The sequence below is a fragment of the Pseudomonas citri genome (assembly GCF_025336485.1).
In the GTDB taxonomy this organism is placed as follows: Bacteria; Pseudomonadota; Gammaproteobacteria; order Pseudomonadales; family Pseudomonadaceae; genus Aquipseudomonas; species Aquipseudomonas citri.
Map to the genome: position 1 here is coordinate 401,870 of NZ_JAODAB010000002.1, position 23,544 is coordinate 425,413.

General features: G+C 62.2%; 21 protein-coding genes. 4 read left to right on the top strand and 17 right to left on the bottom strand.

Annotated features, from left to right (window positions below; translation table 11 throughout):
* Positions 1-23: 23 nt before the first annotated feature.
* From N4Q37_RS04020 to aceK, 6 genes are all read right to left on the bottom strand, one after another.
* Positions 24-1,334 (bottom strand): OprO/OprP family phosphate-selective porin, encoded by a 1,311-nt coding sequence (locus N4Q37_RS04020; RefSeq protein ID WP_260955576.1) that lies wholly within the window; start codon positions 1,332-1,334, stop codon positions 24-26.
* A gap of 249 nt (positions 1,335-1,583) precedes the next feature.
* Complete coding sequence (locus N4Q37_RS04025; protein ID WP_260955579.1) at positions 1,584-1,820, bottom strand: anti-sigma factor family protein; 237 nt, start codon at positions 1,818-1,820, stop codon at positions 1,584-1,586.
* Positions 1,814-2,425, bottom strand: coding sequence for an RNA polymerase sigma factor (locus N4Q37_RS04030; protein ID WP_260955581.1), 612 nt, complete (start codon positions 2,423-2,425; stop codon positions 1,814-1,816). Before N4Q37_RS04030 ends, N4Q37_RS04025 begins: the two co-directional genes overlap by 7 nt.
* 158 nt (positions 2,426-2,583) lie before the next feature.
* A complete protein-coding gene (locus N4Q37_RS04035) occupies positions 2,584-3,705 on the bottom strand; it encodes a beta-ketoacyl-ACP synthase III (RefSeq protein ID WP_260955582.1) in 1,122 nt (373 codons plus the stop codon).
* 256 nt (positions 3,706-3,961) lie between these two features.
* The gene (hrpA, locus tag N4Q37_RS04040) at positions 3,962-7,873 is read right to left on the bottom strand and encodes an ATP-dependent RNA helicase HrpA (protein WP_260955584.1); all 3,912 of its coding nucleotides are present in this window, start codon (positions 7,871-7,873) and stop codon (positions 3,962-3,964) included.
* 173 nt (positions 7,874-8,046) lie between these two features.
* Positions 8,047-9,768, bottom strand: a complete 1,722-nt coding sequence (gene aceK / locus N4Q37_RS04045; RefSeq protein WP_260955587.1) for a bifunctional isocitrate dehydrogenase kinase/phosphatase — start codon at positions 9,766-9,768, stop codon at positions 8,047-8,049.
* Positions 9,769-9,898: 130 nt separating this feature from the next.
* On the opposite strand from aceK, the gene N4Q37_RS04050 reads away from it, so the two are divergent.
* On the top strand, positions 9,899-10,807 hold the full coding sequence (locus tag N4Q37_RS04050) for a DMT family transporter (RefSeq protein ID WP_260955589.1): 909 nt from the start codon (positions 9,899-9,901) through the stop codon (positions 10,805-10,807).
* 113 nt (positions 10,808-10,920) lie between these two features.
* Here N4Q37_RS04050 and N4Q37_RS04055 read toward each other — a convergent pair whose 3' ends face one another.
* Together N4Q37_RS04055 and cysK are read right to left on the bottom strand one after the other, a co-directional pair.
* Positions 10,921-11,859, bottom strand: a complete 939-nt coding sequence (locus N4Q37_RS04055; RefSeq protein WP_260955591.1) for an aspartyl/asparaginyl beta-hydroxylase domain-containing protein — start codon at positions 11,857-11,859, stop codon at positions 10,921-10,923.
* Between the two features lie 253 nt (positions 11,860-12,112).
* A complete protein-coding gene (gene cysK / locus N4Q37_RS04060) occupies positions 12,113-13,087 on the bottom strand; it encodes a cysteine synthase A (RefSeq protein ID WP_260955593.1) in 975 nt (324 codons plus the stop codon).
* 291 nt (positions 13,088-13,378) lie between these two features.
* Between cysK and N4Q37_RS04065 the strand changes: the two genes are divergently transcribed.
* A complete protein-coding gene (locus N4Q37_RS04065; protein WP_260955595.1) occupies positions 13,379-14,455 on the top strand; it encodes a DUF748 domain-containing protein in 1,077 nt (358 codons plus the stop codon).
* A 188-nt stretch (positions 14,456-14,643) separates the two neighbouring features.
* Here N4Q37_RS04065 and N4Q37_RS04070 read toward each other — a convergent pair whose 3' ends face one another.
* Entirely contained in the window at positions 14,644-15,141 is a 498-nt protein-coding gene (locus N4Q37_RS04070) for a DUF2442 domain-containing protein (protein WP_260955597.1), read from the bottom strand.
* Positions 15,142-15,161: 20 nt separating this feature from the next.
* A complete protein-coding gene (locus N4Q37_RS04075; RefSeq protein WP_260955599.1) occupies positions 15,162-15,359 on the bottom strand; it encodes a DUF4160 domain-containing protein in 198 nt (65 codons plus the stop codon).
* A 200-nt stretch (positions 15,360-15,559) separates the two neighbouring features.
* Between N4Q37_RS04075 and N4Q37_RS04080 the strand changes: the two genes are divergently transcribed.
* Positions 15,560-16,405, top strand: a complete 846-nt coding sequence (locus N4Q37_RS04080) for an AAA family ATPase (RefSeq protein WP_025212404.1) — start codon at positions 15,560-15,562, stop codon at positions 16,403-16,405.
* 34 nt (positions 16,406-16,439) lie between these two features.
* The gene (locus N4Q37_RS04085; RefSeq protein ID WP_260955602.1) at positions 16,440-17,618 is read left to right on the top strand and encodes a vWA domain-containing protein; all 1,179 of its coding nucleotides are present in this window, start codon (positions 16,440-16,442) and stop codon (positions 17,616-17,618) included.
* Between the two features lie 50 nt (positions 17,619-17,668).
* Here the strand turns inward: N4Q37_RS04085 and N4Q37_RS04090 are convergent, their stop codons facing one another.
* The 7 genes from N4Q37_RS04090 to N4Q37_RS04120 all read right to left on the bottom strand — a co-directional run bounded on the left by N4Q37_RS04090 (position 17,669) and on the right by N4Q37_RS04120 (position 23,529).
* Positions 17,669-18,589, bottom strand: coding sequence for a 5-oxoprolinase subunit C family protein (locus N4Q37_RS04090; RefSeq protein ID WP_260955603.1), 921 nt, complete (start codon positions 18,587-18,589; stop codon positions 17,669-17,671).
* A complete protein-coding gene (gene pxpB, locus N4Q37_RS04095; RefSeq protein WP_260955605.1) occupies positions 18,586-19,290 on the bottom strand; it encodes a 5-oxoprolinase subunit PxpB in 705 nt (234 codons plus the stop codon). Before pxpB ends, N4Q37_RS04090 begins: the two co-directional genes overlap by 4 nt.
* Entirely contained in the window at positions 19,287-20,039 is a 753-nt protein-coding gene (locus N4Q37_RS04100; protein WP_260955606.1) for a 5-oxoprolinase subunit PxpA, read from the bottom strand. Before N4Q37_RS04100 ends, pxpB begins: the two co-directional genes overlap by 4 nt.
* Positions 20,040-20,103: 64 nt before the next feature.
* Entirely contained in the window at positions 20,104-21,390 is a 1,287-nt protein-coding gene (locus N4Q37_RS04105) for an MFS transporter (RefSeq protein WP_260955608.1), read from the bottom strand.
* A gap of 277 nt (positions 21,391-21,667) precedes the next feature.
* Positions 21,668-22,210 (bottom strand): DUF2937 family protein, encoded by a 543-nt coding sequence (locus tag N4Q37_RS04110; RefSeq protein WP_260955609.1) that lies wholly within the window; start codon positions 22,208-22,210, stop codon positions 21,668-21,670.
* 12 nt (positions 22,211-22,222) lie between these two features.
* A complete protein-coding gene (locus tag N4Q37_RS04115) occupies positions 22,223-22,999 on the bottom strand; it encodes a class II glutamine amidotransferase (protein ID WP_260955610.1) in 777 nt (258 codons plus the stop codon).
* Between the two features lie 32 nt (positions 23,000-23,031).
* Positions 23,032-23,529: an MFS transporter gene (locus tag N4Q37_RS04120; RefSeq protein WP_260955611.1), complete on the bottom strand. Its 498-nt coding sequence runs from the start codon at positions 23,527-23,529 to the stop codon at positions 23,032-23,034.
* Positions 23,530-23,544 lie beyond the last annotated feature (15 nt).

Below are 23,544 nucleotides of genomic sequence, written 5' to 3' on the forward strand. Positions count from 1 at the left end.
ACCCGAATTAACCGTACAGGCCACTAGAACACGTACTGGGCACGGACAACCACGCCGCTGCCATCATCGTCGCCGTTGACGTTGGTGACTTTGTCGGTCTTGGCCTTGACGTAGGCGGCGGAGATTTTCACTGCTTCGTTGGCGTACCAGTTCACGCCGAGGTTGTGCACCTTGGCTTCGGCATCGCCCACGTCGCGGGTGGCGGTGGCCGTGGTGATGTTGTCGTCTTCGACGGTCATGCTGTCGTAGCGGTAGAACACTTCCCAGGCGCCAATGGATTTGTTCTGGGGCTTGATCGCGTCGAACTTGCCGACTTTATAGCCACGGGATTCACCGGTGAGGGTGTAGGCGCCCTGGACGTAGAAGCCATGGCCCTTGATGTCTTCGAAGCCATCAGCGTCGGCCTTGGTCTTGCGGGTGATGTATTCACCCTGGATCGACGCCGGGCCCATGGCGAAAGCGGCTTCCAGGCCGAACGCGGTATCGCGGTCGTAGGAACCGGCCGGCGAGTTGTTGGCGCCGCCCAGGACCGGACGGTTGCCGTTAGGGCCGGCGTCGTTGCCGCCCAGGGTTTCCACACCGCGCATGCCCAGGCGAGAGCGATAACGTGCGTCGAACACGGTGTCGGAAACGTCGCGCGAGGCCACGTTCAGACCGAAGTGCAACACGTTGCCGGCGTCATGCATCGGCGCGAACACGAAGCGACCGTTGACTTGCTTGACGCTGTTGCCGTCGGTGTCGTCGGTGTCTTTGCTGAACACACCGGCCGAGGCGTAGAACGAATCGGCGAAGGTGCTGGAAGCTTGCAGGCCCAGGCCGTTCTGGTGGCTGTTGGCCCAGTCGATCAGGTCGTAGGCGGCGTTACGCTCAGGCGCGGTCACCCACTTGGAGCTGGTGGCTTTTTCCAGGCCGAAGTCGGGGTCGAAACGACCGACCTTGATCGAAACTGGCTTGAAGCCGTTGTAGGCCAGGGACGCTTCGTCGAAGTAACCGTTGTCGGAGTCGCCGCTGTTGTGGGACATGTCGTAGTTGATGGTGTAGGCCCAATCCGTGTACAGCACGCCGGACAGTTCCAGGAAGGCGCGACGGATGTAAGCGGCGTCGGCCTTGTCGCCGTTGTCGGTGTAGATGCCGTCGAACTGGCTGTAGTCAGCCTGCAAACGACCGCCAAGCTTGAAGCTGAACTCTTTGTCAGTGGTGGCGACCTCGAGGCCGCCCTTGGTTTTGACCACGATATCGGCGCCGTCGGTGGTGACGGTGCCGGCGAAAGCCTGGGCGGTTACTGCCATCGCCAGTGCGCTGGCGGCAAAACCTGCGAAGTGCTTACGGATCATCGAAGAATTCCCCTGTTGGTAGTCTATGCGTTAGAAAACACGCGGAACTGGGCCCGCTGGTGTTGGGAGGGGATCTTGGCGATGGGTTGTGTCAGGGGAGTTGCTGGCGGATAAAGATTTTATGACAACGGAACTTTTTACTTCGAATGGGAATAACTGCAGCAGCCTGCGATCTTTTGATTCTTCGCTCGATATTCAATCGATAGGGGAAAGATCGCAGCCTCGTTACACTCGTCTGTTCCAACGGGTTTAGCGAATGTTCTTGCGGCGCTCCGCCGCAAGCTTCTCGGCGAGGTGATCCAGGTCGGGAACCGGCGATTTCGGCAGTTTCCTGAGGGTCGCCTGCATCAGGCGCATCTGGCGGATGAACCGACGGCAGTTGGGACAGAACAGCAGGTGATGGCGCACCAGCAGGCGTTCACGAAAGCTCAGTTGTCCGTCGAGATAGTCGCTGGAGCGCGCCACTTGTTCCTTGCAGGTCAGCATTCGCCGGTTTCCTCGAAATGTTCAACAGTCGCGAAGACCTTCAATCGGGCGCGATGCAATAGCACGCGTACATTGGAGAGCGAGATGTCCAGCAGATTACAGATTTCGTCCAGCTCCAGGCCCTGTTGTTCGCGCAAGGTCAGCACGCTGCCTTGCAGTTCCGACAGGCTGAGCAAGGTGTGCTCCAGGCAATCACGCAGTTCACTTTCCGTGAGCAGCGCTTCGGGCGTGTCCTGGTGCCAGGCGAACGGCGCGAGCAACCAATGACCATCGGCGGCGAAACGCTCATCGCCGATCGTGCCGTGGGGTGAAGGCAGGTCATCGAGCAGCACCTCGCGCCGGTTCTGCTTGTAGCGGCCCTTGGCGGTGTTGGCCGTGATGGTCAGCAACCAGGTCTTGAGGCTGGAACGGCCCTGGAACCCGCCGAGGTTGCGCACCACCGACAGCCAGGCGTCCTGCACCACTTCGTCGACATGGCGGTGGCCGACAATGGCATAGGCCACGGCGCGCATCGGCCCCTGGTAGGTGCTGACCAGTTCCTTGTAGGCCTGCTGCTCGCCGGCCAGGAGGCGTTGGAGCAGTTGTGTGTCGTCGGTGGCTGTCATTCAACGCCCTGGTTCTGGATAGATCGCTGTTGTGAGAACAAGACCTGTGGGAGCAAGGCTTGCCCGCGATGGCGATTTCAAGGATGCCATCGCGAGCAAGCTTTGCTCCCACATCCCAGCCTGAATCCCGTCGCCACAACAAACCCCATTGCCGACGATCAACGCTTGCGCAAAATCACACTGCCAATCGAATAACCGGCGCCAAACGAGCTGAGCACGGCCACCGAGCCGCTGGGCAGATCGTCCTGGTACAGGTGGAACGCAATCACCGAGCCGGCCGAACTGGTGTTGGCGTAGCGGTCGAGGATCACCGGCGCTTCCTCTTCGGTGGCTTCGCGGCCCAATAGTTTGCGCACGATCAGGTGGTTCATGCTCAGGTTGGCCTGGTGCAGCCAGAAGCGCTTCACTTCGCCGACGTTCAACTGGTTTTCTTCCAGGTGGACCCCAATCAGCTCGGCCACCATCGGGCAGACGTCGCGGAACACCTTGCGACCTTCCTGGACGAACAGCTTGTCGCGGCTGCCGATGCCCTCTTGCGCGGCGCGGTTGAGGAAGCCGAAGTTGTTGCGGATGTTGTTGGAGAACTGGGTAAGCAGCTTGGTGCTGACCACGTCGAACTGGTACGGCGAGGTCGCCTGGTCCGCGCGCTCGATGATCACCGCGGTGGCCGCATCGCCAAAGATGAAATGGCTGTCACGGTCGCGAAAGTTCAGGTGACCGGTGCAGACTTCCGGGTTGACCATCAGGATCGCCCGGGCCTGGCCCAGTTGCACGCTGTTGGCTGCGGCCTGGATACCGAACGTTGCCGAGGAACAGGCCACGTTCATGTCGAACCCGAAGCCCTCGATGCCCAGGGCTTGCTGGACTTCGATGGCGATGGCCGGGTACGGGCGCTGCAGGTTGGAACAGGCGACGATCACCCCATCGATGTCGGCGGCGCTGCGACCGGCGCGCTCCAACGCCTGCTTCGCGGCGCCGACGGCCATTTCGCACAGCACCGACCACTCTTCGTTGGAGCGCTCGGGCAGGCGCGGGGTCATGCGTTGCGGGTCGAGGATGCCGTCCTTGTCCATGACAAAGCGACTCTTGATACCGGAAGCCTTTTCGATGAACGCGGCGTTGGACTCGGTCAATGCCTCGACTTCGCCGCGCTCGATGGCCGCGGCGTTGTCGGTATTGAACTGCGCGACGTAGGTGTTGAAAGAGTGCACCAGCTCTTCGTTGGAGATGCTGTTGGCCGGGGTGTACAGGCCGGTGCCGCTGATGACAACGTTATGCATGGGTCGTGTCTCTGATCTGTTCAGGCAGAAAGCATTGGCACCGACGTACCAATACACAAAGGGTCTTTTCCCATCCAGGGGAAGCAGACCTGGCAGCGCTTTATTCCAGTCCGCCCGGGGAAGTGAAGCTCAAAACCACGAGGCCGGCATTTATAGCCGCGAAGTTTGCCATAAACGCGGGGGTTGGCCCATTGTCCATTCACGACACCACAAACCCCGCGGGAGCTTGCTCGCTCCCACGGCAGGCCAGTGGCATTCAAGCCTCCACCAACCCCCACTGCTTGCCCAGGCGCTTGTCCGAGATCGGCACCTTGGTGCCCAGTTGCTGGGCGAACAGCGATACGCGGTATTCCTCCAGCCACCAGCGGTACAGCTCCAGTTGCGGATCGCGCTTGCCTTCCTGGGCGTGTTTGCCGGCGCGGGCCTGGTATTGCGTCCAGAGGTTCGCCAGTTCGCCGCTCCAGACCCGGTCTTTCTGCACCTGGCTGCCGAGTTTCTCGAAGCGCTGCTCAATGGCCTTGAGGTAGCGCGGCAATTCCTTGAGCCACTGATGCGGGGTTTCACGGACGAAACCCGGGTACACCAGGTGACTGAGTTGCTGCTTGATGTCGTTCAGCGCCACGGCCTGGGCCAGGTCGATCTTGCCCTTGAAGCGTTTTTGCAAACCATGCCAGAGCTTGAGGATGTCGAGCGTCAGCTTCGCCAGGCGCTCGGCGTGTTCGGTCCAACCGCCACGCTTGCGCTCGGCCAGGGAAGCCAGCGCAGCGCCGTCCCGGGGCAGGCTCGCTTCGCCTTCGAGCACACAACTGTCGAGGCTGACCAACAGGATATCTTCCACCAGGCTGTCGACGCGACCCAGGTCGCGGTACAGCAGGCCCAGCTCCGTCAGCCCTGGCAGCTTGCCACGGAGGAACTTCGCCGATTCGGCCAATTGCTGCATCAGCAAGCGCTGCAAAGCGCGGCGATGCTGGAACTCGGCTTCGGCCGGCGTCGGGAAACGCCCTTCCTTGACCACGCCGCCCTCTTCCACCAACGCCGGGTAGACCGTCATCGACAGCCCGGCGATCTTCTGTTGGGTTTTCTCGGCCACCGGCGCGAACACCTTCGCCTCCACCGGCGCCTGGCTCTTCGCCGTTTGCGGCACGGCCAGGGCAGCCTGGCTGGCCTCGGCAAAGCGCGCCGTCAACTCGGCCAGGTCACGGCCCTCGCCGAGGAACTTGCCCTGGCCGTCGACAATCTCCAGGTTCATGCGCAGGTGGCTTTCCACCTGCTGCGCAGATTCTGCCCAGGCTTCGTCACTGACCCGCGCGCCGGTCATGCGCAGCAGCTCACGGCCCAGGGACTGCGGCAACGAACCCTCGGCGAAGGTGATGCGTTGCAGCGCCGCCTTGACGAAATCCGGCACCGGCACGAAGTTCTTGCGCAGGGCCTTGGGCAGGTTGCGCACCAGGGCGATGCACTTGGCTTCGATCATCCCGGGCACCAGCCATTCCAGCCGCTCGGGTGGCAGCATCGGCAGCAGTGGCGCCGGCACTCGCAACGTCACGCCGTCGCGCGGGTGGTTGGGCTCGAAGTGATAGCTCAGCGGCAAGGTCAGGTCGCCCACCCGCAAGGTATCCGGGTAGTGCGCGGCGGTGACTTCGCTGGCTTCGCGGGCCAGCACGTCTTCTTCGCGCATGATCAGCAATTGCGGGTCTTTCTGGCTGTTGATCCGGTACCAGCTGTCGAACGTCGCACTCTGGTGGATCTCGGCCGGCAAGCGCGCGTCGTAGAAGGCAAACAGGGTTTCCTCGTCCGCCAGGATGTCACGCCGCCGCGCCTTGGCTTCCAGCTCGTCCAGCTGTTCCAGCAAGCGGGTATTGGCGCCCAGGCACTTGGCCTTGGACTGGATCTCGCCGCGCACCAAGGCCTCGCGGATGAACAACTCACGGGACACCACCGGGTCCACCGGGCCGTAGTGCACCGGCCGGCGCCCGACGACGATCAGCCCGAACAGGGTGATCTGTTCATACGCCACCACTTGCCCGCGCTTTTTCTCCCAATGGGGTTCGAAGTGGTTTTTCTTGATCAGGTGGCCGGCCAACGGCTCGATCCAGTCCGGTTCGATCTTGGCCACCATGCGCGCGTACAGCTTGGTGGTTTCCACCAGTTCGGCGGTCATCAGCCACTGCGGACGCTTCTTGCCCAGGCCCGACGACGGGTGGACCCAGAATCGCCGCTGGCGCGCGCCGAGGTAGTCGCCTTCTTCGGTTTTCTGACCGATCTGGCTCAGCAGGCCCGAGAGCACCGCTTTGTGCAGTTTCGGGTAATCGGCCGGCTCTTTGTTGAGGCTCAACTGCAGATCGCGGCAGATCAGGCTCAACTGGCGATGGGAATCGCGCCACTCACGCAAGCGCAGGTAATTGAGGAAGTTCTTGCGGCACCAGTTGCGCAACGGGTTGGCGGTGAGGGCCTGGCGCTGCTCCTCGAAACCGCGCCACAGATTGACCAGCCCGGCGAAATCCGAGTCTGCGTCCTTCCATTGGGCGTGAGCCTGGTCGGCAGCCTGCTGGCGCTCGGGCGGACGCTCGCGCGGGTCCTGGATCGACATGGCGCTGGCGACGATCAGCACTTCCTGCAAGCTGCCCAGCTTCGCCGCTTCCAACAGCATGCGGCCCATGCGCGGGTCCACCGGCAGGCGCGCCAACTGCCGACCGAGCGGCGTCAGCTGGCTGTTGCGATCCACCGCCGAGAGTTCTTGCAGCAGGTTGAAACCGTCGCTGATGGCCTTGCCATCCGGCGGCTCAATGAACGGGAAATCGGTGATCTCGCCCAGGCGCAGGTGCAGCATTTGCAGGATCACCGCCGCCAGGTTGGTGCGCAGGATTTCGGGGTCGGTGAATTCCGGCCGGCCAAGGAAATCCTCTTCGCTGTACAGCCGCACGCAAATCCCCGGCTCGACCCGCCCGCAGCGGCCCTTGCGCTGGTTGGCGCTGGCCTGGGAAATGGCTTCGATGGGCAGGCGCTGGACCTTGGCGCGGTAGCTGTAGCGGCTGATGCGCGCGGTGCCGCTGTCGATCACGTAGCGGATGCCCGGCACGGTCAGCGAGGTCTCGGCAACGTTGGTCGCCAGCACCACGCGACGGCCCGGGTGGGACTGGAAGATCCGCTGCTGCTCGGCCGGCGACAGGCGCGCATACAGCGGCAGGATCTCGGTGTGCTTGAGCTGAGCCTTGCGCAGCATCTCCGCCGCATCGCGGATCTCGCGTTCGCCCGGCAAGAACACCAGCACATCCCCCGGACTGCGGCGCTCGCTGCGCTCGTAGGCGGCGATTTCATCGAGGGTGGCAAGAATCGCCTGGTCGATGGTCAGGTCGTCCTCGACCCGGTTGCCCTCCTCGTCCTGCTCCAGGGTCAGCGGCCGGTACCAGGTTTCCACCGGGAACGTCCGGCCGGAGACTTCAACGATGGGGGCGTTGCCGAAATGCTTGGAGAAACGCTCCAGGTCGATGGTCGCCGAGGTGATGATGACCTTCAGGTCCGGACGGCGTGGCAGCAGGGTCTTGAGGTAGCCGAGCAGGAAGTCGATGTTCAGGCTGCGCTCGTGGGCTTCGTCGACGATGATCGTGTCGTAGCGTTCGAGGTAACGGTCGTTCTGGGTCTCGGCCAGCAGGATGCCATCGGTCATCAGCTTGATCAGGGTGTTGGCGTCGCTCTGGTCCTCGAACCGCACCTGATAACCCACCAACGCCCCCAACGGCGTCGCCAGTTCCTCGGCCACACGACTGGCCACACTGCGCGCGGCGATCCGGCGCGGTTGGGTATGGCCGATCAAGCCGTGCTGGCCGCGACCGATTTCCAGGCAGATCTTCGGCAACTGGGTGGTTTTGCCCGAGCCGGTCTCGCCGGCGATGATCAGCACCTGATGCTTGAGCAACGCCTCCTTGATTTCGTCGCGCTTGGCGGCGATCGGCAAATTGTCGTCGTAGCGAATCAGCGGCAGGCTGGCCTTGCGCGCCTGCACCAGATCGCACGACGCCTGCATACGCGCCACCCACTGGGCCAGCCTGGCCTCGTCGGGTTTCTTGCGCAGCTCGAGCAGCTGGCGCCGCAACCGGTGACGGTCGGCGAGCATGGCGTGGTCGAGGTTCTTCAGCAGTTTGTCGATAGCGGGGGCTTGGTCAGTCATCAGGCAGGCAAGGGTCGTCGTTTTTGAGCAGGGGGCGATTGTCGCAGATTTGCGCACATGTAGGAGCAAGCCTTGCTGTGGAAGCAAGGCTTGCCCCAATGCCGGTCAGTTAAGCCGCAACCCGGTGGGAGCAAAGCTTTGCTCCCACCGGGGTCTTGCACAAATTCTAAAGGTCACTCGCTACCCCGATCCTTGCGCCGATACGGAAACACATCGATCACCTTGCCCGCCCGGATCGCCTCTTGCAGGCCTTTCCAGTAGTCGGCGTTGTACAGCTCGCCGTGCAACTGGTCGAACAGCTTGCGTTGTCCGGCGTCGGCGAACAGGAACGGCGGGAATTCTTCGGGGAAGACGTCCAGCGGGCCGATGGAGTACCAGGGCTCGGAAGCCATTTCGTCTTCTGGCGTGCGCGGCGCGGGGATGTGGCGGAAGTTGGCTTCGGTCAGGAAGCAGATTTCGTCGTAGTCGTAGAACACCACACGGCCATGGCGGGTCACGCCGAAGTTCTTGAGCAGCATGTCGCCGGGAAAGATATTGGCCGCCGCCAGTTGCTTGATGGCCAGGCCATAGTCTTCCAGGGCTTCGCGCACCTGGGCCTCGCTGGCGTTTTCCAGATAAAGATTCAGTGGTGTCATGCGCCGTTCGGTCCAGCAGTGGCGAATCAGCACGGTGTCGCCTTCCACCGACACCGTGGACGGCGCCACTTGCAGCAATTCTTCCAGGCACGCCGGCTCGAATTTGCTCAGGGGGAAGCGGAAATCGGCGAACTCCTGGGTGTCGGCCATGCGCCCGACCCGGTCGACGCTTTTCACCAGGCGGTACTTCTCGATCACCGTGGCCCGGTCGACGTTCTTCGACGGCGAGAAGCGATCCTTGATGATCTTGAATACCGTGTTGAAGCCCGGCAGGGTGAACACGCTCATGACCATGCCGCGTACGCCCGGCGCCATGATGAACTGGTCGTCGGTGTTCGCCAGGTGGTTGATCAGCGCCCGGTAGAACTCCGACTTGCCGTGCTTGTAGAAACCGATGGAGGTGTACAGCTCGGCAATGTGCTTGCCCGGCAGGATGCGCTTGAGAAAACCGATGAACTCCGCCGGCACCGGCACGTCCACCATGAAGTACGAACGGGTGAAGGAGAAGATGATCGACACCTGCGCCTCGTCGGTGATCAACGCGTCGATCTGGATGCCCCGGCCCTCGCGGTGCAGCAGCGGGATCACCAGTGGCCATTGGTCGCCCGGGGTGTAGATCCGCCCCACCAGGTAGGCGCCCTTGTTGCGGTACAGCACTGAGGAAAACAACTCCACCGTCAGTTCCGGATCCTTGCAGACCCAATCCGGCAGGTTCTCGCGCAGTTGGGCTTCGAGGCGCTGCAAGTCGCCTGGCAGATCGGCGTAGTCCTCGCTGAAGCGGTAATCGGCAAAGATGCTCGCGAGCATCCGGTCCAGTTGTCCCTGGGGCTTGTAGCTGCGGGTCTGGGCGGCGCGGGCCCGGCGCAGGCTCGGCCGGGTGGTGTGGATAAACATGGTGCCGTCGCTGATCAGGTCATGGCTGAACAGCCCGCAGAAGATCGAGTTGTACCAGGTCTCCGACAGTTCATCGTCGAAGCGCAGGTCGATCAGGCTGATGTAGGCGCTTTTGACCAGCGGCCAGCAACCGACGTCCATCAGTGTTTCGGCGTCGAAAGTCTTGTGCAGCCTGGCGACGGTTTCGAAGACTTTCTCTTCATACAAGTTGATGCGCGCCGCCGAGGCCGTTTGCGCTTCCAGCCATCGGGCCTGCTCGAACCGGGCGCGGGCGCCATCGGTGATCTGGCGGAAATGCTCACGATAATCGTCGAAGCCGTCGAGGATCGAGCGGGCGATATCGATGGCGGGCCATGGCTGCGGCATAGGGTTAACCTCGGCGGGTCATGCTTGTTATTGGCGACTGAGCTTAGAGGCCAATCACGCGGCAAGGCAACCATTGCCATCGCTATTGCGGACGGCGACACTTGCCGTCCCATCAAGGAAGGAGTGACTCGTGAACCTCATCGATTCCCTGCGTTTACTGTCACTGGCCGCCATCTGGGGCGCCAGCTTCCTGTTCATGCGCATCATTGCCCCTGTCCTTGGCACCCTCCCCACCGCGTTCTTCCGTGTGTCCATCGCCTTCGTCGGCTTGTTGGTGATCCTGGCGATGATGCGCATCGACTGGAATTTTCGCGGCAAGCTCAAAGTGGTGATGGGGCTGGGGCTGATCAACTCCGGTATTCCGGCCACCTTCTACTCCCTGGCGGCCCAGGTGCTGCCGGCCGGTTACTCGGCGATCTTCAACGCCACCACGCCACTGATGGGCGTGCTGATCGGTGGTTTGTTCTTCAGCGAAAAACTCACCACGGCCAAGGTCAGCGGTGTGTTCCTCGGGCTGCTCGGCGTCGGCATCCTCACCCGCGCAGGTCCGGTGGCCTTCGACCTGCCCTTGCTGATGGGCGCCCTCGCCTGCCTGATGGCCACCACCTGCTACGGCTTCGCCGGCTTCCTCACCCGCCGTTGGCTGGATCATCAAGGTGGGCTCGACAGTCGCCTTTCGGCCCTGGGCAGCATGTTGGGGGCCACGGTGTTCCTGTTGCCGCTGTTTGGCTACAGCGTCATCAGCCAACCGCCGGCCAGTTGGGGTGGCTGGAGCGTGTGGTTGTCGCTGCTGGGACTGGGGCTGGTGTGTACCGCGCTGGCGTACATTCTTTATTTCCGCCTGCTCAGTTCCATCGGCCCGGTCAAATCCATGACGGTGACCTTCCTGATCCCGCCGTTCGGCGTGCTGTGGGGCGCGTTGCTGCTGGATGAGCCGCTGGGGATGGCGCATCTGTATGGCGGCGTGTTGATCGCGGTGGCGTTGTGGTTGGTGTTGAAGCCTGCGGCGGTGGAGCCGGCTGAGGTGTCTGCCCGGTAGTCCATAGGTGTGGCTGAGGACGTCATCGCGGGCAAGCCTTGCTCCCACAGGGCATATGCGGTTCTTGTGGGAACAAGGCTTGCCCGCGATAGCGATATGACAGATGTCGGCGATTAACCGAACAACCAATAACCCAGCGCCGTCAGCACCGCCACCGCCAACACCGGACGCAACGCCCGGTACGCCTTGGGATGCTTGCGCTTGAATTGCTTGACCCGGCCGCTGATGCCATCACTGAACGACTTGCTCCAGGCGTACGCCCGGTTGATGCCGCCGACATGTTCATCATCCAGGTTCTGCGGCGCGGTGGCGCGACCGAGGAAAGCGCTGACGGTGCGGTTGATGCGGGTCATCAGCCGGTTACTCAATGGCCGCTCGACGTCGCAGAACAGGATCACCCGCGTCTGCGGCGTTTCGTTCTTGACCCAGTGCACATAGGTCTCATCGAACATGACGTCCTCGCCATCGCGCCAGGCATAGACCTGGCCATCGACGAAGATCCGGCAGTCATCGGAATTGGGTGTGGACAGCCCCAGGTGATAGCGCAACGAACCGGCGAACGGGTCACGATGTGGATTGAGGTGGCTGTCGCCCGGCAACAGGGCAAACATCGCCCCGCGCACGTTGGGAATACGGTTGACCAGCTCGACTGTCCTGGGACACAGCAGCTCGGCCGATGGCAGCGCTTTGTCGTACCACTTGAGGTAGAAGCGCTTCCAGCCTTTCTTGAAGAACGAGCCGAAACCAGCGTCGTTGTTCTTTTCAGCGGCGCGGATGTACCCCTCATCGAACAGGTGCATGGCCTCGTCGCGGATGACCTGCCAGTTGTCCTTGAGCACATCCAGCTCGGGGAATTTGCTGCGGTCCAGGTAGGGCTTGGACGGTACGCCGGAAAACAAATACATCAAGCTGTTATAAGGCGCGAACAACGCCGAATGGTTGACGAACTGGCGCAATACCGGCAACCGCGCCTTGCCGCGCAGGTGGACATAAAGCGTACTGCCCAGGAATAGCAGCAGTACCGAGGCCTTGGCGACAAACGAAACGGTCATTCACAACTCCTTGTTGGAAAACAACACACACGATGCCGACGACACGGCGCGAGGGGCGCTCATGTTATAGGTCGTGACCTGGCTGGGGAACCGCCGAGTCGAAACATTCACCTTTGAGCTGTGGAGCAGAGTTCGCTCGCGAAACAGGCGCCTCGATACTTCAGAGACCGCGTCGTCTTCATCGCGGGCAAGCCTTGCTCCCACAGATTGATCCCTGGCCACAAAAGCGCCTCTGCCCTCCTGCTTTAGGCGCTTACTGCTGAGTCTCCTGCTCGGTAAACAAATCACTGAACAGCATGCTCGACAAGTACCGCTCACCCGAATCCGGCAGTACCACCACGAGGGTCTTGCCCTGCATTTCGGGTTTTTCCGCCAGGCGCACGGCCACGGCCATCGCCGCGCCGCAGGAAATCCCGCAGAGAATGCCCTCCTCCTGCATCAAGCGCAGGGCCATGGCCTTGGATTCCTCATCGGTGACCTGCTCGACCTGGTCGACAATCGACAGGTCGAGATTCTTCGGCACGAACCCGGCGCCGATCCCCTGGATCTTGTGCGGGCTGGGCTTGATCTCCTGCCCCGCCATCGCCTGGCTGATCACCGGCGAGCTCTGCGGCTCCACCGCCACCGACAGGATCGGCTTGCCGCACGTGTTCTTGATGTATCGCGACACCCCGGTAATGGTTCCACCCGTACCTACACCTGCCACCAGCACGTCCACGGCGCCATCGGTGTCGTTCCAGATTTCCGGACCGGTGGTTTTTTCATGGATCGCCGGGTTCGCCGGGTTATCGAATTGCTGCGGCATGAAGTACTGGGCGGGGTCACCGGCCTGGATCTCGGCGGCCTTCTCGATGGCGCCTTTCATGCCCTTGGCCGGATCGGTGAGCACCAGCTCCGCGCCGAGGGCCTTGAGCACCTTGCGCCGCTCGATGCTCATGGACGCTGGCATCGTCAGCATCAGCTTGTAGCCACGGGCAGCGGCCACGAACGCCAGGCCGATACCGGTGTTGCCGGAGGTGGGCTCGATAATGGTCATGCCGGGCTTGAGCTTGCCCGAGCTTTCAGCGTCCCAGATCATGTTCGCGCCGATCCGGCACTTGACCGAATACCCCGGGTTACGTCCTTCGATCTTGGCCAGGATGGTCACCCCGCGCGGGGCGATGCGGTTGATCTGCACCAGTGGCGTATTGCCTATGGAATGGGCGTTGTCAGCGAATATGCGGCTCATGACTGGGGTCCTTGATGCAGTGGAATTCAGGCGTTCAAAGGTAAGCCTGTTGCCCATGGGCGTCCAGTTGCACCGAACGTTCCAGCGGCTACGACAGTCAATGGCTTTAGGCTTTGTACGAAAAGTGCCTGCGCGACGATCATGCTTCGTTGAAAACAGGCTCGTGCGCGAGTCCGATCGGAATGCTCATTGACAACCAGTCAACTCCGCTTCCTCGCCTGTTTTCGCCTTGCCTGATCGCCGCTCGGCGACTTTTCGTACAAACCCTAACAACGCTGGAGACTGACAAACATGAAGCGTCGATACAGCTGGCCACTGTGGATTTTCGCCGTCGTCGTTGCGTTGCTGGTGGCCCTGCATTTGAGCCTGCCCTATCTGGTACGCGACTACCTGAACGACAGGCTGGCCGACATGGGCGATTATCGCGGCCAGGTCACCGATGTGGACCTGGCGCTCTGGCGCGGCGCCTACCGGATCAACGGCCTGAAAATCGTCAAGGTCGAGGCCAAGATCCCGGTGCCGTTCGTCGATGCGCCGCGGGTGGATCTGTCCGTCAGTTGGCACTCCTTGTGGTACGACAATGCGGTCGTGGCCGAAGTGGAGTTCAGCCGGCCCGAAGTCAACTTCGTCGACGGTGGCGCCAATCGCCAGGACTCCCAGACCGGTCAAGGCACCAACTGGCGTGAGCAACTGAGCAAGCTGATGCCGATTACCTTCAACGAAGTGCGGATCCGGGACGGCAAGGTCACCTTCCGCAATTTCAACTCCAAGCCGCCGGTCAACCTGCGGGCCACCGAGGTCAATGCCAGCTTCTATAACCTGACCAACGTGGTGGACACCGAAGGCAAGCGCGACGCCCGTTTCGAGGGCAAGGCTTTGGTGGCCGAGCATGCACCGCTGGAAACACAGGCCACGTTCGACCCGTTGAGCGATTTCAAGGATTTCAGCTTCCGCCTGCGCGCCAGGAACATCGAACTCAAGCGCCTCAACGATTTCGCCGCGGCCTACGGCAAGTTCGATTTCAATGCCGGCCACGGCGACCTGGTGATCGAGGCAGAAGCCAACAACGCCAAACTCAGCGGCTACATCAAACCCCTGCTAAGGGACGTGGACGTGTTCGATTGGCAGCAGGATGTGGAAAACGAGAAAAAGAACATCTTCCGCTCAGTCTGGGAAGCACTGGTCGGCACGGGCGAAACAGCCCTCAAGAACCAACGCAAGAACCAGTTCGCCACCCGGGTGGAGCTGCACGGCAACGTTCATCAACAAGACATCAGTGCCTTCGAAGCCTTCCTGCAGATATTGCGCAACGGTTTCATCGAGGCCTTCAATGCCCGTTATGAGCGACCGGCGCCTTCGAACGACTAGGCTCTGTCTGAAAAGCCTTGATACTCGGTGATGCTGCGTTAAAAACCGCCTCGGAATGCTCATTTACTCCAGTAAACTCCGCTTCCTCGGCGGTTTTCGCCTTGCCTCACCTTCGTCTCAAGACTTTTCAAACAGAGCCTAGTGGCCTGTACGGTTAATTTGGATAAACGAATTAGCCACACAGGCCACTAGGGTTTGCGCGTGACGGTATAACGGCCCTTCTGCTCAGCCACCATACCCGCCTCTCGTTGCAGCGAATCCCAGCCCAGGCAAGCCAGGGCAAGCGAGCGTGGTACCGCTTCGCGACCACGGCTGTAGCGACTGATGCTGCGGGTACTGACCCCCAGCGCCTCGGCTGCCTTGTGCAAAGGCAACCCGGTGCGGGCGCGCCAATCGATGAAGATGCGGGTATTTTCATCCACGGCGCTCTGCGCCAAGGCGTCCAGGTACAAGGTATCGGCACCGATCTGGATGTCCAGTTCGGGCCATTCCACGCTCCAACCATCGTCGCCCAGCGCCGCGCATTCAAACGCGCCCGCGTCGAGCAGCGGCTGCAAGCCGGGAAAACGTTGCACATCGGCGCTCAAATCCAGCATCAGTCGCTGCCCGTCGATAAACGTCATATCCAGGCTGAAGGGCAGCAACGCCTGCACGGCCAGGAGCCTGGGTCGTTTCATGGGTAACATCGTTTCCAATCCTCCAACAGTTACACCTGGTGAATCCTGACCCAGTCCAGCGCTTCCTTGATGATCAACGGCGGCGCCCGGCCCATCATCACCTCGACGGTTTCCAGGCTCAACACCACATCCACCCCACCACCAGTGAGGTGGACATGGGGCGGCGGGTGATCCCTTTCGCGCAGTTGAATGCGGTAGGTGTTCTTGAATCGATATTTGGTAGACATGCCACCGAAACTATCGCCAAATTGGCGATATGCAATACTGGCAAGCGGCCGAGACTGAGTCAACATGTGACGCTCCATTCAGAGACTGAATACTGCGTCTGCGTTCACAGTCGGCGCGGCACCGCGTTATAGTCGGGCACGCTATTTATTTCGTACGCCCCGCCTCGCCAGGCCGGCGACACCGTTCGAGGAATTTGCAGATGAAGTTCGAAGGCACCCGCGCCTACGTCGCCACCGATGACCTGAAGCTGGCCGTCAACGCCGCCATCACTCTGGAGCGACCGTTGCTGGTCAAGGGCGAACCGGGCACCGGCAAGACCATGCTGGCCGAACAACTGGCCGAGTCCTTCGGCGCCCGCCTCATCACCTGGCACATCAAGTCCACCACCAAGGCTCACCAGGGCCTGTACGAGTACGACGCGGTCAGCCGCCTGCGCGACTCGCAACTGGGTGTGGACAAGGTCCACGACGTACGCAACTACCTGAAGAAGGGCAAGCTCTGGGAAGCCTTCGAGTCCGAGGAGCGGGTGATCCTGCTGATCGACGAAATCGACAAGGCCGACATCGAGTTCCCCAACGACCTGCTGCAAGAACTCGACAAGATGGAGTTCTATGTCTACGAGACCGATGAAACCATCAAGGCCAAGCAGCGGCCGATCATCATCATTACTTCCAACAACGAAAAAGAGCTGCCGGATGCGTTCCTGCGCCGCTGCTTCTTCCACTACATTGCCTTCCCCGACCGCGTCACCTTGCAGAAGATCGTCGACGTGCACTACCCGGACATCAAGAAAGACCTGGTCAGTGAAGCGCTGGACGTGTTCTTCGACGTGCGCAAGGTACCGGGGCTGAAGAAAAAACCTTCCACGTCCGAACTGGTGGACTGGCTCAAGTTGCTGATGGCCGACAACATCGGCGAAGCGGTCTTGCGCGAACGTGATCCGACCAAGGCCATTCCGCCGTTGGCCGGCGCCCTGGTCAAGAACGAACAGGACGTGCAGTTGCTCGAGCGCCTGGCGTTCATGAGCCGTCGCGGCACGCGCTGACCTTTTCGTCCCACAAGCGCGAGGGCCGACTGCCATGCTGCTTAACCTGTTCAATGAGATGCGCGCCGCCAAGGTGCCCGTATCGGTGCGTGAATTGCTGGACCTGATCAATGCGCTCGAACAGCGGGTGATCTTCGCCGACATGGACGAGTTCTATTACCTGTCCCGGGCGATCCTGGTGAAGGATGAACGGCATTTCGACAAGTTCGACCGGGCGTTCGCCGCGTACTTCAATGGCCTGGAGAAACTCGACGATCACCTCCAGGCACTGATCCCCGAAGATTGGCTGCGCAAGGAGTTCGAGCGCTCGCTGAGCGACGAAGAGCGGGCGCAGATCCAGTCCCTGGGCGGCCTGGACAAGCTGATCGAGGAATTCAAGAAACGCCTTGAAGAACAGAAGGAACGCCATGCCGGTGGCAACAAGTGGATCGGCACCGGCGGCACCAGCCCGTTCGGCTCTGGCGGTTTCAACCCCGAGGGCATCCGGGTCGGCGATGCCGGCAAGCGCCAGGGCAAGGCCGTGAAAGTCTGGGACCAGCGCGAGTACAAGAACCTCGACGATCAGGTCGAATTGGGCACGCGCAATATCAAGATCGCCCTGCGCCGCCTGCGCAAGTTCGCCCGCCAGGGCGCGGCCGAAGAGCTGGACATCGACGGCACCATCGACCACACCGCCCGGGACGCCGGACTGTTGAACATCCAGATGCGCCCGGAGCGGCGCAACACGATCAAGCTGTTGCTGCTGTTCGACATCGGCGGCTCGATGGACGCCCATGTGAAGATCTGCGAAGAGCTGTTCTCGGCCTGCAAGACCGAGTTCAAGCACCTGGAGTATTTCTACTTCCACAACTTCGTGTACGAGTCCGTGTGGAAAAACAACCTGCGCCGCACCTCCGAACGCACCTCGACCCACGACCTGCTGCACAAGTACGGCCCCGACTACAAAGTGATCTTCATCGGCGACGCCGCCATGGCCCCCTATGAAATCACCCTGGCCGGTGGCAGCGTCGAGCATTGGAATGAAGAAGCCGGCTATGTGTGGATGCAGCGCTTCATGGAAACCTACAAGAAGCTCATCTGGATCAACCCCTACCCCAAGGACACCTGGGGCTACACCGCCTCCACCAATATCGTGCGCGAACTGGTGGAAGACCGGATGTATCCGCTGACCTTGCGTGGGTTGGAGGAAGGGATGCGGTTTCTTTCCAAGTAAAGATCTGTGCTGATCATCCGGCCCGCATCGCGAGCCTGCTCGCGATGCGTCTAACGGTCCAGAAGTCCCCGCCAACATTCCACCTGCTGCCGATGCGCAACCGCCTGCACCATCGGCCGCAAGCGCACCTGCGCCCCTGGCAGGCATTGCGCCAAACGAGCCAGGGCCAATGGCGTCAAGGCACCCAGGCGTGGGTAGCCGCCGATGGTCTGACGGTCGTTGAGCAATACGATCGGCTGGCCATCCGGCGGCACCTGCACGGCGCCCAGGGGGATGCCCTCGGAAATCATGGGCGGGCCCTGATATTCCAGCGGCGTACCCAGCAACCGCATCCCCATGCGATCGGCGCGGCTGTCCAGCGTCCAGGGCGTATTGAACGCGTCGAACAGACTTTGCCCGCTGAACGCGCCGTTCTGCGCGCCCAGGATCAGGTCCAGCGGCTGCGCCTGCTGGAAATCGGGAATCCGCGAGCGCGGCATGGGCCGTGGCGCCGCCGAGCCGGCGTAGCTCAGGTGCTCGCCACGGCTCAACGCCCGCCCCCTGCCGTCCAGGCCGCCAAGCGATTCACGCACCACCGTCGAACGGCTGCCCAGCACCGCAGGCGCCTCGAACCCGCCGGGGGCCGCCAGGTAGGCCCTCGCGCCGCTCACCGGCTGGGTGAACGCTAGCACCTGACCTTTGCGCAGGCCAAAATAGCGCCATGACGCCACGGCCTGGCCATCCACCCGCGCCCCCAGGTCCGCCCCTGCCAGGGCCAGCACGCAATCGTCTTGCGCCACCACGGTGAAGCCACCGAGGGTAATTTCCACCACTGCCGCATCCAGGGCATTGCCCAACATCCAGTTGGCCCACGCCATCGACAGCCAGTCCACCGCGCCGCCCTGGGTCACGCCCAGATGCCTCACGCCGAAACGGCCCATGTCCTGCAACAGGCACAGCGGTGTGCTGGCCTCGATCAACAGACGGCTCATGCCGAAGCCTCCAGCGGTGTGTCATCGCCGCCCAACGAAATGAATTCGGCGTGGTCCACGGCGGCAAAGCGCACCGTATCGCCGGGTTGCATCAGGCTGTAGCCGTCACGCTCACGGTCGAACAGCTTGGTCGGGGTGCGGCCGATCAGGTTCCAACCGCCGGGCGAGACCAGCGGATACGCCGCGGTCTGGCGTTCGGCAATGCCGACACTGCCGGCCGCCACGCGCTTGCGCGGTGTGTCGAGGCGCGGCGCGGCCAGTTCCTCATCCACCAACCCCATGAAAGCGAACCCGGGGGCGAAGCCCAGGGCAAACACCTGGTATTCGCGCTCGCTGTGGCGGCGGATGACTTGGGCTACCGTCAAGCCGCTGCGACTGGCCAACAAATCCAGTTCTGGCCCGACGCTGGGGTCGTACCACACTGGTAGCACATGGCATTGGCCGCTTGAGCGGGCATCGGGTGAAAGGTTGTTCAGCGCCTCGCCGATCAGTTCGCGCGCCTGCACCGGGGTCAGGGCGAACAAATCGTAGTGCACCATCAGCGTGGTGTAGGACGGCACCAGGTCGATCAGACGCTCGGCGAATACCGCTCGCAGACGCTCGCTGGCAGCCAGCATCCACGGCATGTTGGCCTCGGCGATCTCATCGAACAGACGCACCATCAGGCAGTCCACCGCCACTACTTCCAAACGTGGTTTCATGATGCAGTCTGCCGGTCCAGGGCTTCGCGGATGCGTTGCACGGCCGCCACGGAACTGGCGTTGTCACCGTGTACGCACAAGGTGTTGGCCTCAAGGTGCAAGGCGCTGCCGTCGCTGGCGGTCAACGCTTCGCCGCGAGCGATGCGCAGGGCCTGCCCGATAATCACCTCGGGGTCGTGGTGCACCGCGCCCGGCAGTTGTCGCGAAACCAGGTGGCCGGCGCTGTCATAGGCGCGATCGGCGAAAGCCTCGAACCACAGGGTCAGGCCGTACTCGTCGCCCAGGGCCTGGGCGGCGCTGTTGTCCCGGGTCGCCATCAACATCAACGGCAGCGTCCGGTCATAGGCGGCCACGGCCTGGATCACCGCACGCAATTGCGCCGGGTTGGCCATCATGTCGTTGTACATCGCGCCATGGGGTTTGACGTAGCTGACCCGTCCGCCCTGGGCCCGGCAGATACCGTCGAGCGCGCCGACCTGGTAGTGCAACAAGTCCTGCAATTCCTGGGCACCGTAGGCCATGGAGCGGCGGCCGAAGCCCGCCAGGTCCTGGTAGGCCGGGTGTGCACCGATCCGCACGCCATGGCTCAAGGCCAGGCTGACGGTCTTGCGCATGATGCTCGGGTCGCCGGCGTGAAAGCCGCAGGCGATGTTGGCGCAATCGATGAAGGGCATCACCTCGGCGTCCAGACCCAGGGTCCAGTGACCGAAGCTTTCGCCGATGTCGCAGTTCAGTAGCAGGCGGTTCACGGTGAACGCTCCTGTAGGTTCTTTCTTTGTTTAACTGTGGGACATACGCCCCACAGGTTATCAGTTACTCAGCTTCCAGCTGCTTGCCTTGGGTTTCCGGCAGGCTCAAGGCTGCCAGGATCACCACGCCGTAGGACACCGCCGCGAACGCCCCGATACCCACGCTCAACGGCACTTTCTGGCTGAGCAGGCCGATCAGCAGCGGGAACAGTGCCGCCACCGCCCGGCCGATGTTGTAGCAGAAGCCCTGGCCCGAACCACGAATGCGCGTAGGGAACAGTTCGGTGAGGAACGAGCCCATGCCGCTGAACATGCCCGAGGCGAAGAACCCCAGGGGAAAGCCCAGCCAGAGCATCACGTTATTGCTCACCGGTACCTGGGTGTACAGCAAGACGATGGTGAACGAGCCGACGGCGTACAGGATGAAGTTCTTCTTGCGGCCCAGGATGTCGGACAGGTATGCACTGATGACGTAACCCACGTAGGAACCGACGATCACCATTGCCAGGTACCCGCCGGTGCCCAAGACGCTCAGGCCTCGTTCATTCTTCAGGAAGGTTGGCAGCCAGGACGTGATGGCGTAGTAACCGCCCAGGGCACCGGTGGTCAGCAAAGAAGCGCGAACGGTGGTGAAGAGGATGCCGGGGGCGAAGATCTCGTAGAACTTCGCCGGGTGTTCCGGCGTCAGGCGGGCCTTGGTCTGGCTGTAGACCTCCGGGTCCTTGACCAGCCGCCGGACGAAAATCACGAACACCGCCGGCACAATGCCGAGGATGAACAAGGCGCGCCAGGCATCTTCCGGCGGCAACAGCGAGAACAGCAGCGAATACAGGATCGCGGTCAAGCCCCAGCCCAGCGCCCACCCCGACTGGACCATGCCCACCGCTTTGCCGCGGTCCTTGGCGCGGATCACTTCGCCCATCAGCACCGCACCGGCGGTCCACTCGCCGCCAAAACCGAAACCCATCAGCGTGCGGGCGATCAACAGTTGTTCGTAACTTTGGGCAAAGCCGCAGAGGAAGGTGAAGAAGGCGAACCACAGCACGGTCAGTTGCAGGGTGCGTACGCGACCGATGCGGTCCGAGAGTATCCCGGCCACCCAGCCGCCAATGGCCGAGGCGATCAACGTGCTGGTGTGGATAAGTCCTGCCTGCCCGGTGGTGATGCCCCACATCGCGATCAGGGTCGGCACCACGAAACTGAGCATTTGCGTGTCCATGCCGTCCAGGGCGTAGCCGATCTTGCAGCTCCAGAATGTGCGGCGCTCCTGCCGGTTGATGTCGCGGTACCAGTCGAACGGGCCGGAGCGGACCTGGTGTTTTGGGACGTCGAGCGTGTCGGGTGCACTCATGGTGGTGTTCTCCACGGTTTTTGTTGTTTTGAGCCTCGACGATGCGCGTGGAGGCCGGTGTCCAGATTCTTGAGCGCGCGCGTCATGGCGTCCAACGAATAAAACACCGGCTGGGTCATAAGAAAAAATTGATTGGGGGGGGTATCACAGAACTGGTGGACAGGCCCCTGTGGGAGCAAAGCTTGCTCGCGAAACAAGCGCCTCGTTTTCTGAAAGACCGCATCGGCTTCATCGCGGGCAAGCCTTGCTCCCACGAGAAGCCCTTTGATCGGCGGTGTCAGAGCCCGCGCAGATCCCGCTCTTCAATTGGTCGGCTCTGGCGCAAGCGCTTGCCGCCCAGCACCACCCAGTCGATCAGGCGGAACAGGCATTCCAGGCCGAACGACAGCAGCATTGCGCCGCTGATGCCCCAGATCATGGCTTCGGGGGTCAGCAGGATCTGGTAGCTGTAGCCGTTCCAGGTTTCCTTGCGGATGTCCGGATCGGCCGCCAGCGCCACTTGCAGCAGGCGGATGTACCACGGGCCCTGCATCGCCTGAAATTGCTTGTCCAGGGCCTGCTGGCGCACCAGCAGCGCGTTCAGGCTCTCGGCATCGCTGCGAAAGATCGGGTCTTCACTGGCGCGGTAATGGGCCACCAGCGCCTGCATATCGCCCTTGAAGAACTGGTTGGCGGTGCCCTGGAAACCTTGCAGGCCGGTCTGCGCCTCGATCAGGTGAGCTTCGACCCGCTTGGCGTAGTCGTTGATGAAGCCCGGCACCTGGACCCCGACCAGCAGGCCCACCGCGAACAACACCAGGCGTAGATAACTGAGCAACATAACGGGACGTCCTTATTCGGTGCGGCCGTGGCTGACGCATTCACCGCGTCGCCACAAGCTCCATTGGCCCGGTTCGTAGCGGGTCCAGGTTTCGTTTTCGGTCAAGGGTTCGGTGGCGATCACCGTGACCACGTCGTCGGGCGTGGTTTCTGCCTGGAAATCGACGATCACGTCCACGTCCTTGAGCCGCGCCGGGCCGAACGGCGCACGACGGGTGATCTGGGCCAGTTTGGTCGAGCAATAGCAGAACAGCCAATCGCCATCGCTGAGCAAACAATTGAACACGCCTTGGCTGCGGTATTCGCTGCAGGCCTCGAGCAGGGATGGCAACAACCGCTCGACCTCCACCGGCTCCGGGAAAGCCTGGCGCACACGGTTGAGCAGATCGCAGAACGCCGCTTCGCTGTCGGTGTCGCCCACCGGGCGGTAGAAACTTGCAGTCGGATAGAAATCCTTGAGCTGGCCGTTATGGGCAAAACACCAGTTACGCCCCCACAACTCCCGCACGAACGGGTGGGTGTTGGACAGGCAGACCTTGCCGACGTTGGCCTGGCGAATATGCCCGATCACCACTTCGCTCTTGATCGGATAGCGCTGCACCAGGTTCGCCACTTCCGACTCGCTGCTGGCGGCCGGGTCCTGGAACAGGCGCAGGCCACGGCCTTCATAGAAGGCGATGCCCCAGCCGTCCCGGTGCGGGCCGGTCTTGCCGCCGCGCTGCATCAGCCCGGTGAAGCTGAACACGATGTCGGTCGGCACATTGGCGCTCATGCCCAGTAACTCACACATGCTCGAACCCTCGCTTCAATGGGCAGGCCCGGTCACAGACGCGGTTCGATGCGCGAACGCTGGGGGTTGCTCGGCACCGGCGGGCGACCGTAGCGGTCATCCCCGGCCACGCCGAACGGCGGCTCGTCCTCGGGCTCATCGGCCGCGGCGGCGGCTTTCGCGGCAGCGGCGCGTTCCTTGCGAGCGTTGGCGGCACGCTCGATAGGAAAGCGGATCACCACCAGCAACAAGTAGAGCCCAAAGGCGATCATGCCGTACATGAGCAGGTCCGAAGCCGCCCGCCAGACGTTGTTGCCCACCTTGAACAGCACGTCCAGGGCGACGATGGCCACCGCCGGGGCCACCTTGTCCTTCACCGGGTCGACAACGGTCGGGCTGAACAGCAGCACCGCCACCAACAGCCGCAGCGGCTCGCGCAACCAGCGCCACATCCAGCGGGTCAGGCGCATCCACACCAGCAGGCAGCCCAAGGCGGCGAAGGCGTAGAGGCCCCAGGCGATCAGATAGTCGTTCTCGGTCATGGTGTCCATGGCAAGGCAGGCAAA

Excerpts from the sequence above, each read along its gene's own strand:
- N4Q37_RS04020 (WP_260955576.1), bottom strand. The coding sequence starts at position 1,334 with ATGATCCGTAAGCACTTCGCAGGTTTTGCCGCCAGCGCACTGGCGATG.
- N4Q37_RS04025 (WP_260955579.1), bottom strand. The coding sequence starts at position 1,820 with ATGCTGACCTGCAAGGAACAAGTGGCGCGCTCCAGCGACTATCTCGAC.
- N4Q37_RS04030 (WP_260955581.1), bottom strand. The coding sequence starts at position 2,425 with ATGACAGCCACCGACGACACACAACTGCTCCAACGCCTCCTGGCCGGC.
- N4Q37_RS04035 (WP_260955582.1), bottom strand. The coding sequence starts at position 3,705 with ATGCATAACGTTGTCATCAGCGGCACCGGCCTGTACACCCCGGCCAAC.
- hrpA (WP_260955584.1), bottom strand. The coding sequence starts at position 7,873 with ATGACTGACCAAGCCCCCGCTATCGACAAACTGCTGAAGAACCTCGAC.
- aceK (WP_260955587.1), bottom strand. The coding sequence starts at position 9,768 with ATGCCGCAGCCATGGCCCGCCATCGATATCGCCCGCTCGATCCTCGAC.
- N4Q37_RS04055 (WP_260955591.1), bottom strand. The coding sequence starts at position 11,859 with ATGACCGTTTCGTTTGTCGCCAAGGCCTCGGTACTGCTGCTATTCCTG.
- cysK (WP_260955593.1), bottom strand. The coding sequence starts at position 13,087 with ATGAGCCGCATATTCGCTGACAACGCCCATTCCATAGGCAATACGCCA.
- N4Q37_RS04065 (WP_260955595.1), top strand. The coding sequence starts at position 13,379 with ATGAAGCGTCGATACAGCTGGCCACTGTGGATTTTCGCCGTCGTCGTT.
- N4Q37_RS04070 (WP_260955597.1), bottom strand. The coding sequence starts at position 15,141 with ATGTTACCCATGAAACGACCCAGGCTCCTGGCCGTGCAGGCGTTGCTG.
- N4Q37_RS04075 (WP_260955599.1), bottom strand. The coding sequence starts at position 15,359 with ATGTCTACCAAATATCGATTCAAGAACACCTACCGCATTCAACTGCGC.
- N4Q37_RS04080 (WP_025212404.1), top strand. The coding sequence starts at position 15,560 with ATGAAGTTCGAAGGCACCCGCGCCTACGTCGCCACCGATGACCTGAAG.
- N4Q37_RS04085 (WP_260955602.1), top strand. The coding sequence starts at position 16,440 with ATGCTGCTTAACCTGTTCAATGAGATGCGCGCCGCCAAGGTGCCCGTA.
- N4Q37_RS04090 (WP_260955603.1), bottom strand. The coding sequence starts at position 18,589 with ATGAGCCGTCTGTTGATCGAGGCCAGCACACCGCTGTGCCTGTTGCAG.
- pxpB (WP_260955605.1), bottom strand. The coding sequence starts at position 19,290 with ATGAAACCACGTTTGGAAGTAGTGGCGGTGGACTGCCTGATGGTGCGT.
- N4Q37_RS04105 (WP_260955608.1), bottom strand. The coding sequence starts at position 21,390 with ATGAGTGCACCCGACACGCTCGACGTCCCAAAACACCAGGTCCGCTCC.
- N4Q37_RS04110 (WP_260955609.1), bottom strand. The coding sequence starts at position 22,210 with ATGTTGCTCAGTTATCTACGCCTGGTGTTGTTCGCGGTGGGCCTGCTG.
- N4Q37_RS04115 (WP_260955610.1), bottom strand. The coding sequence starts at position 22,999 with ATGTGTGAGTTACTGGGCATGAGCGCCAATGTGCCGACCGACATCGTG.
- N4Q37_RS04120 (WP_260955611.1), bottom strand. The coding sequence starts at position 23,529 with ATGGACACCATGACCGAGAACGACTATCTGATCGCCTGGGGCCTCTAC.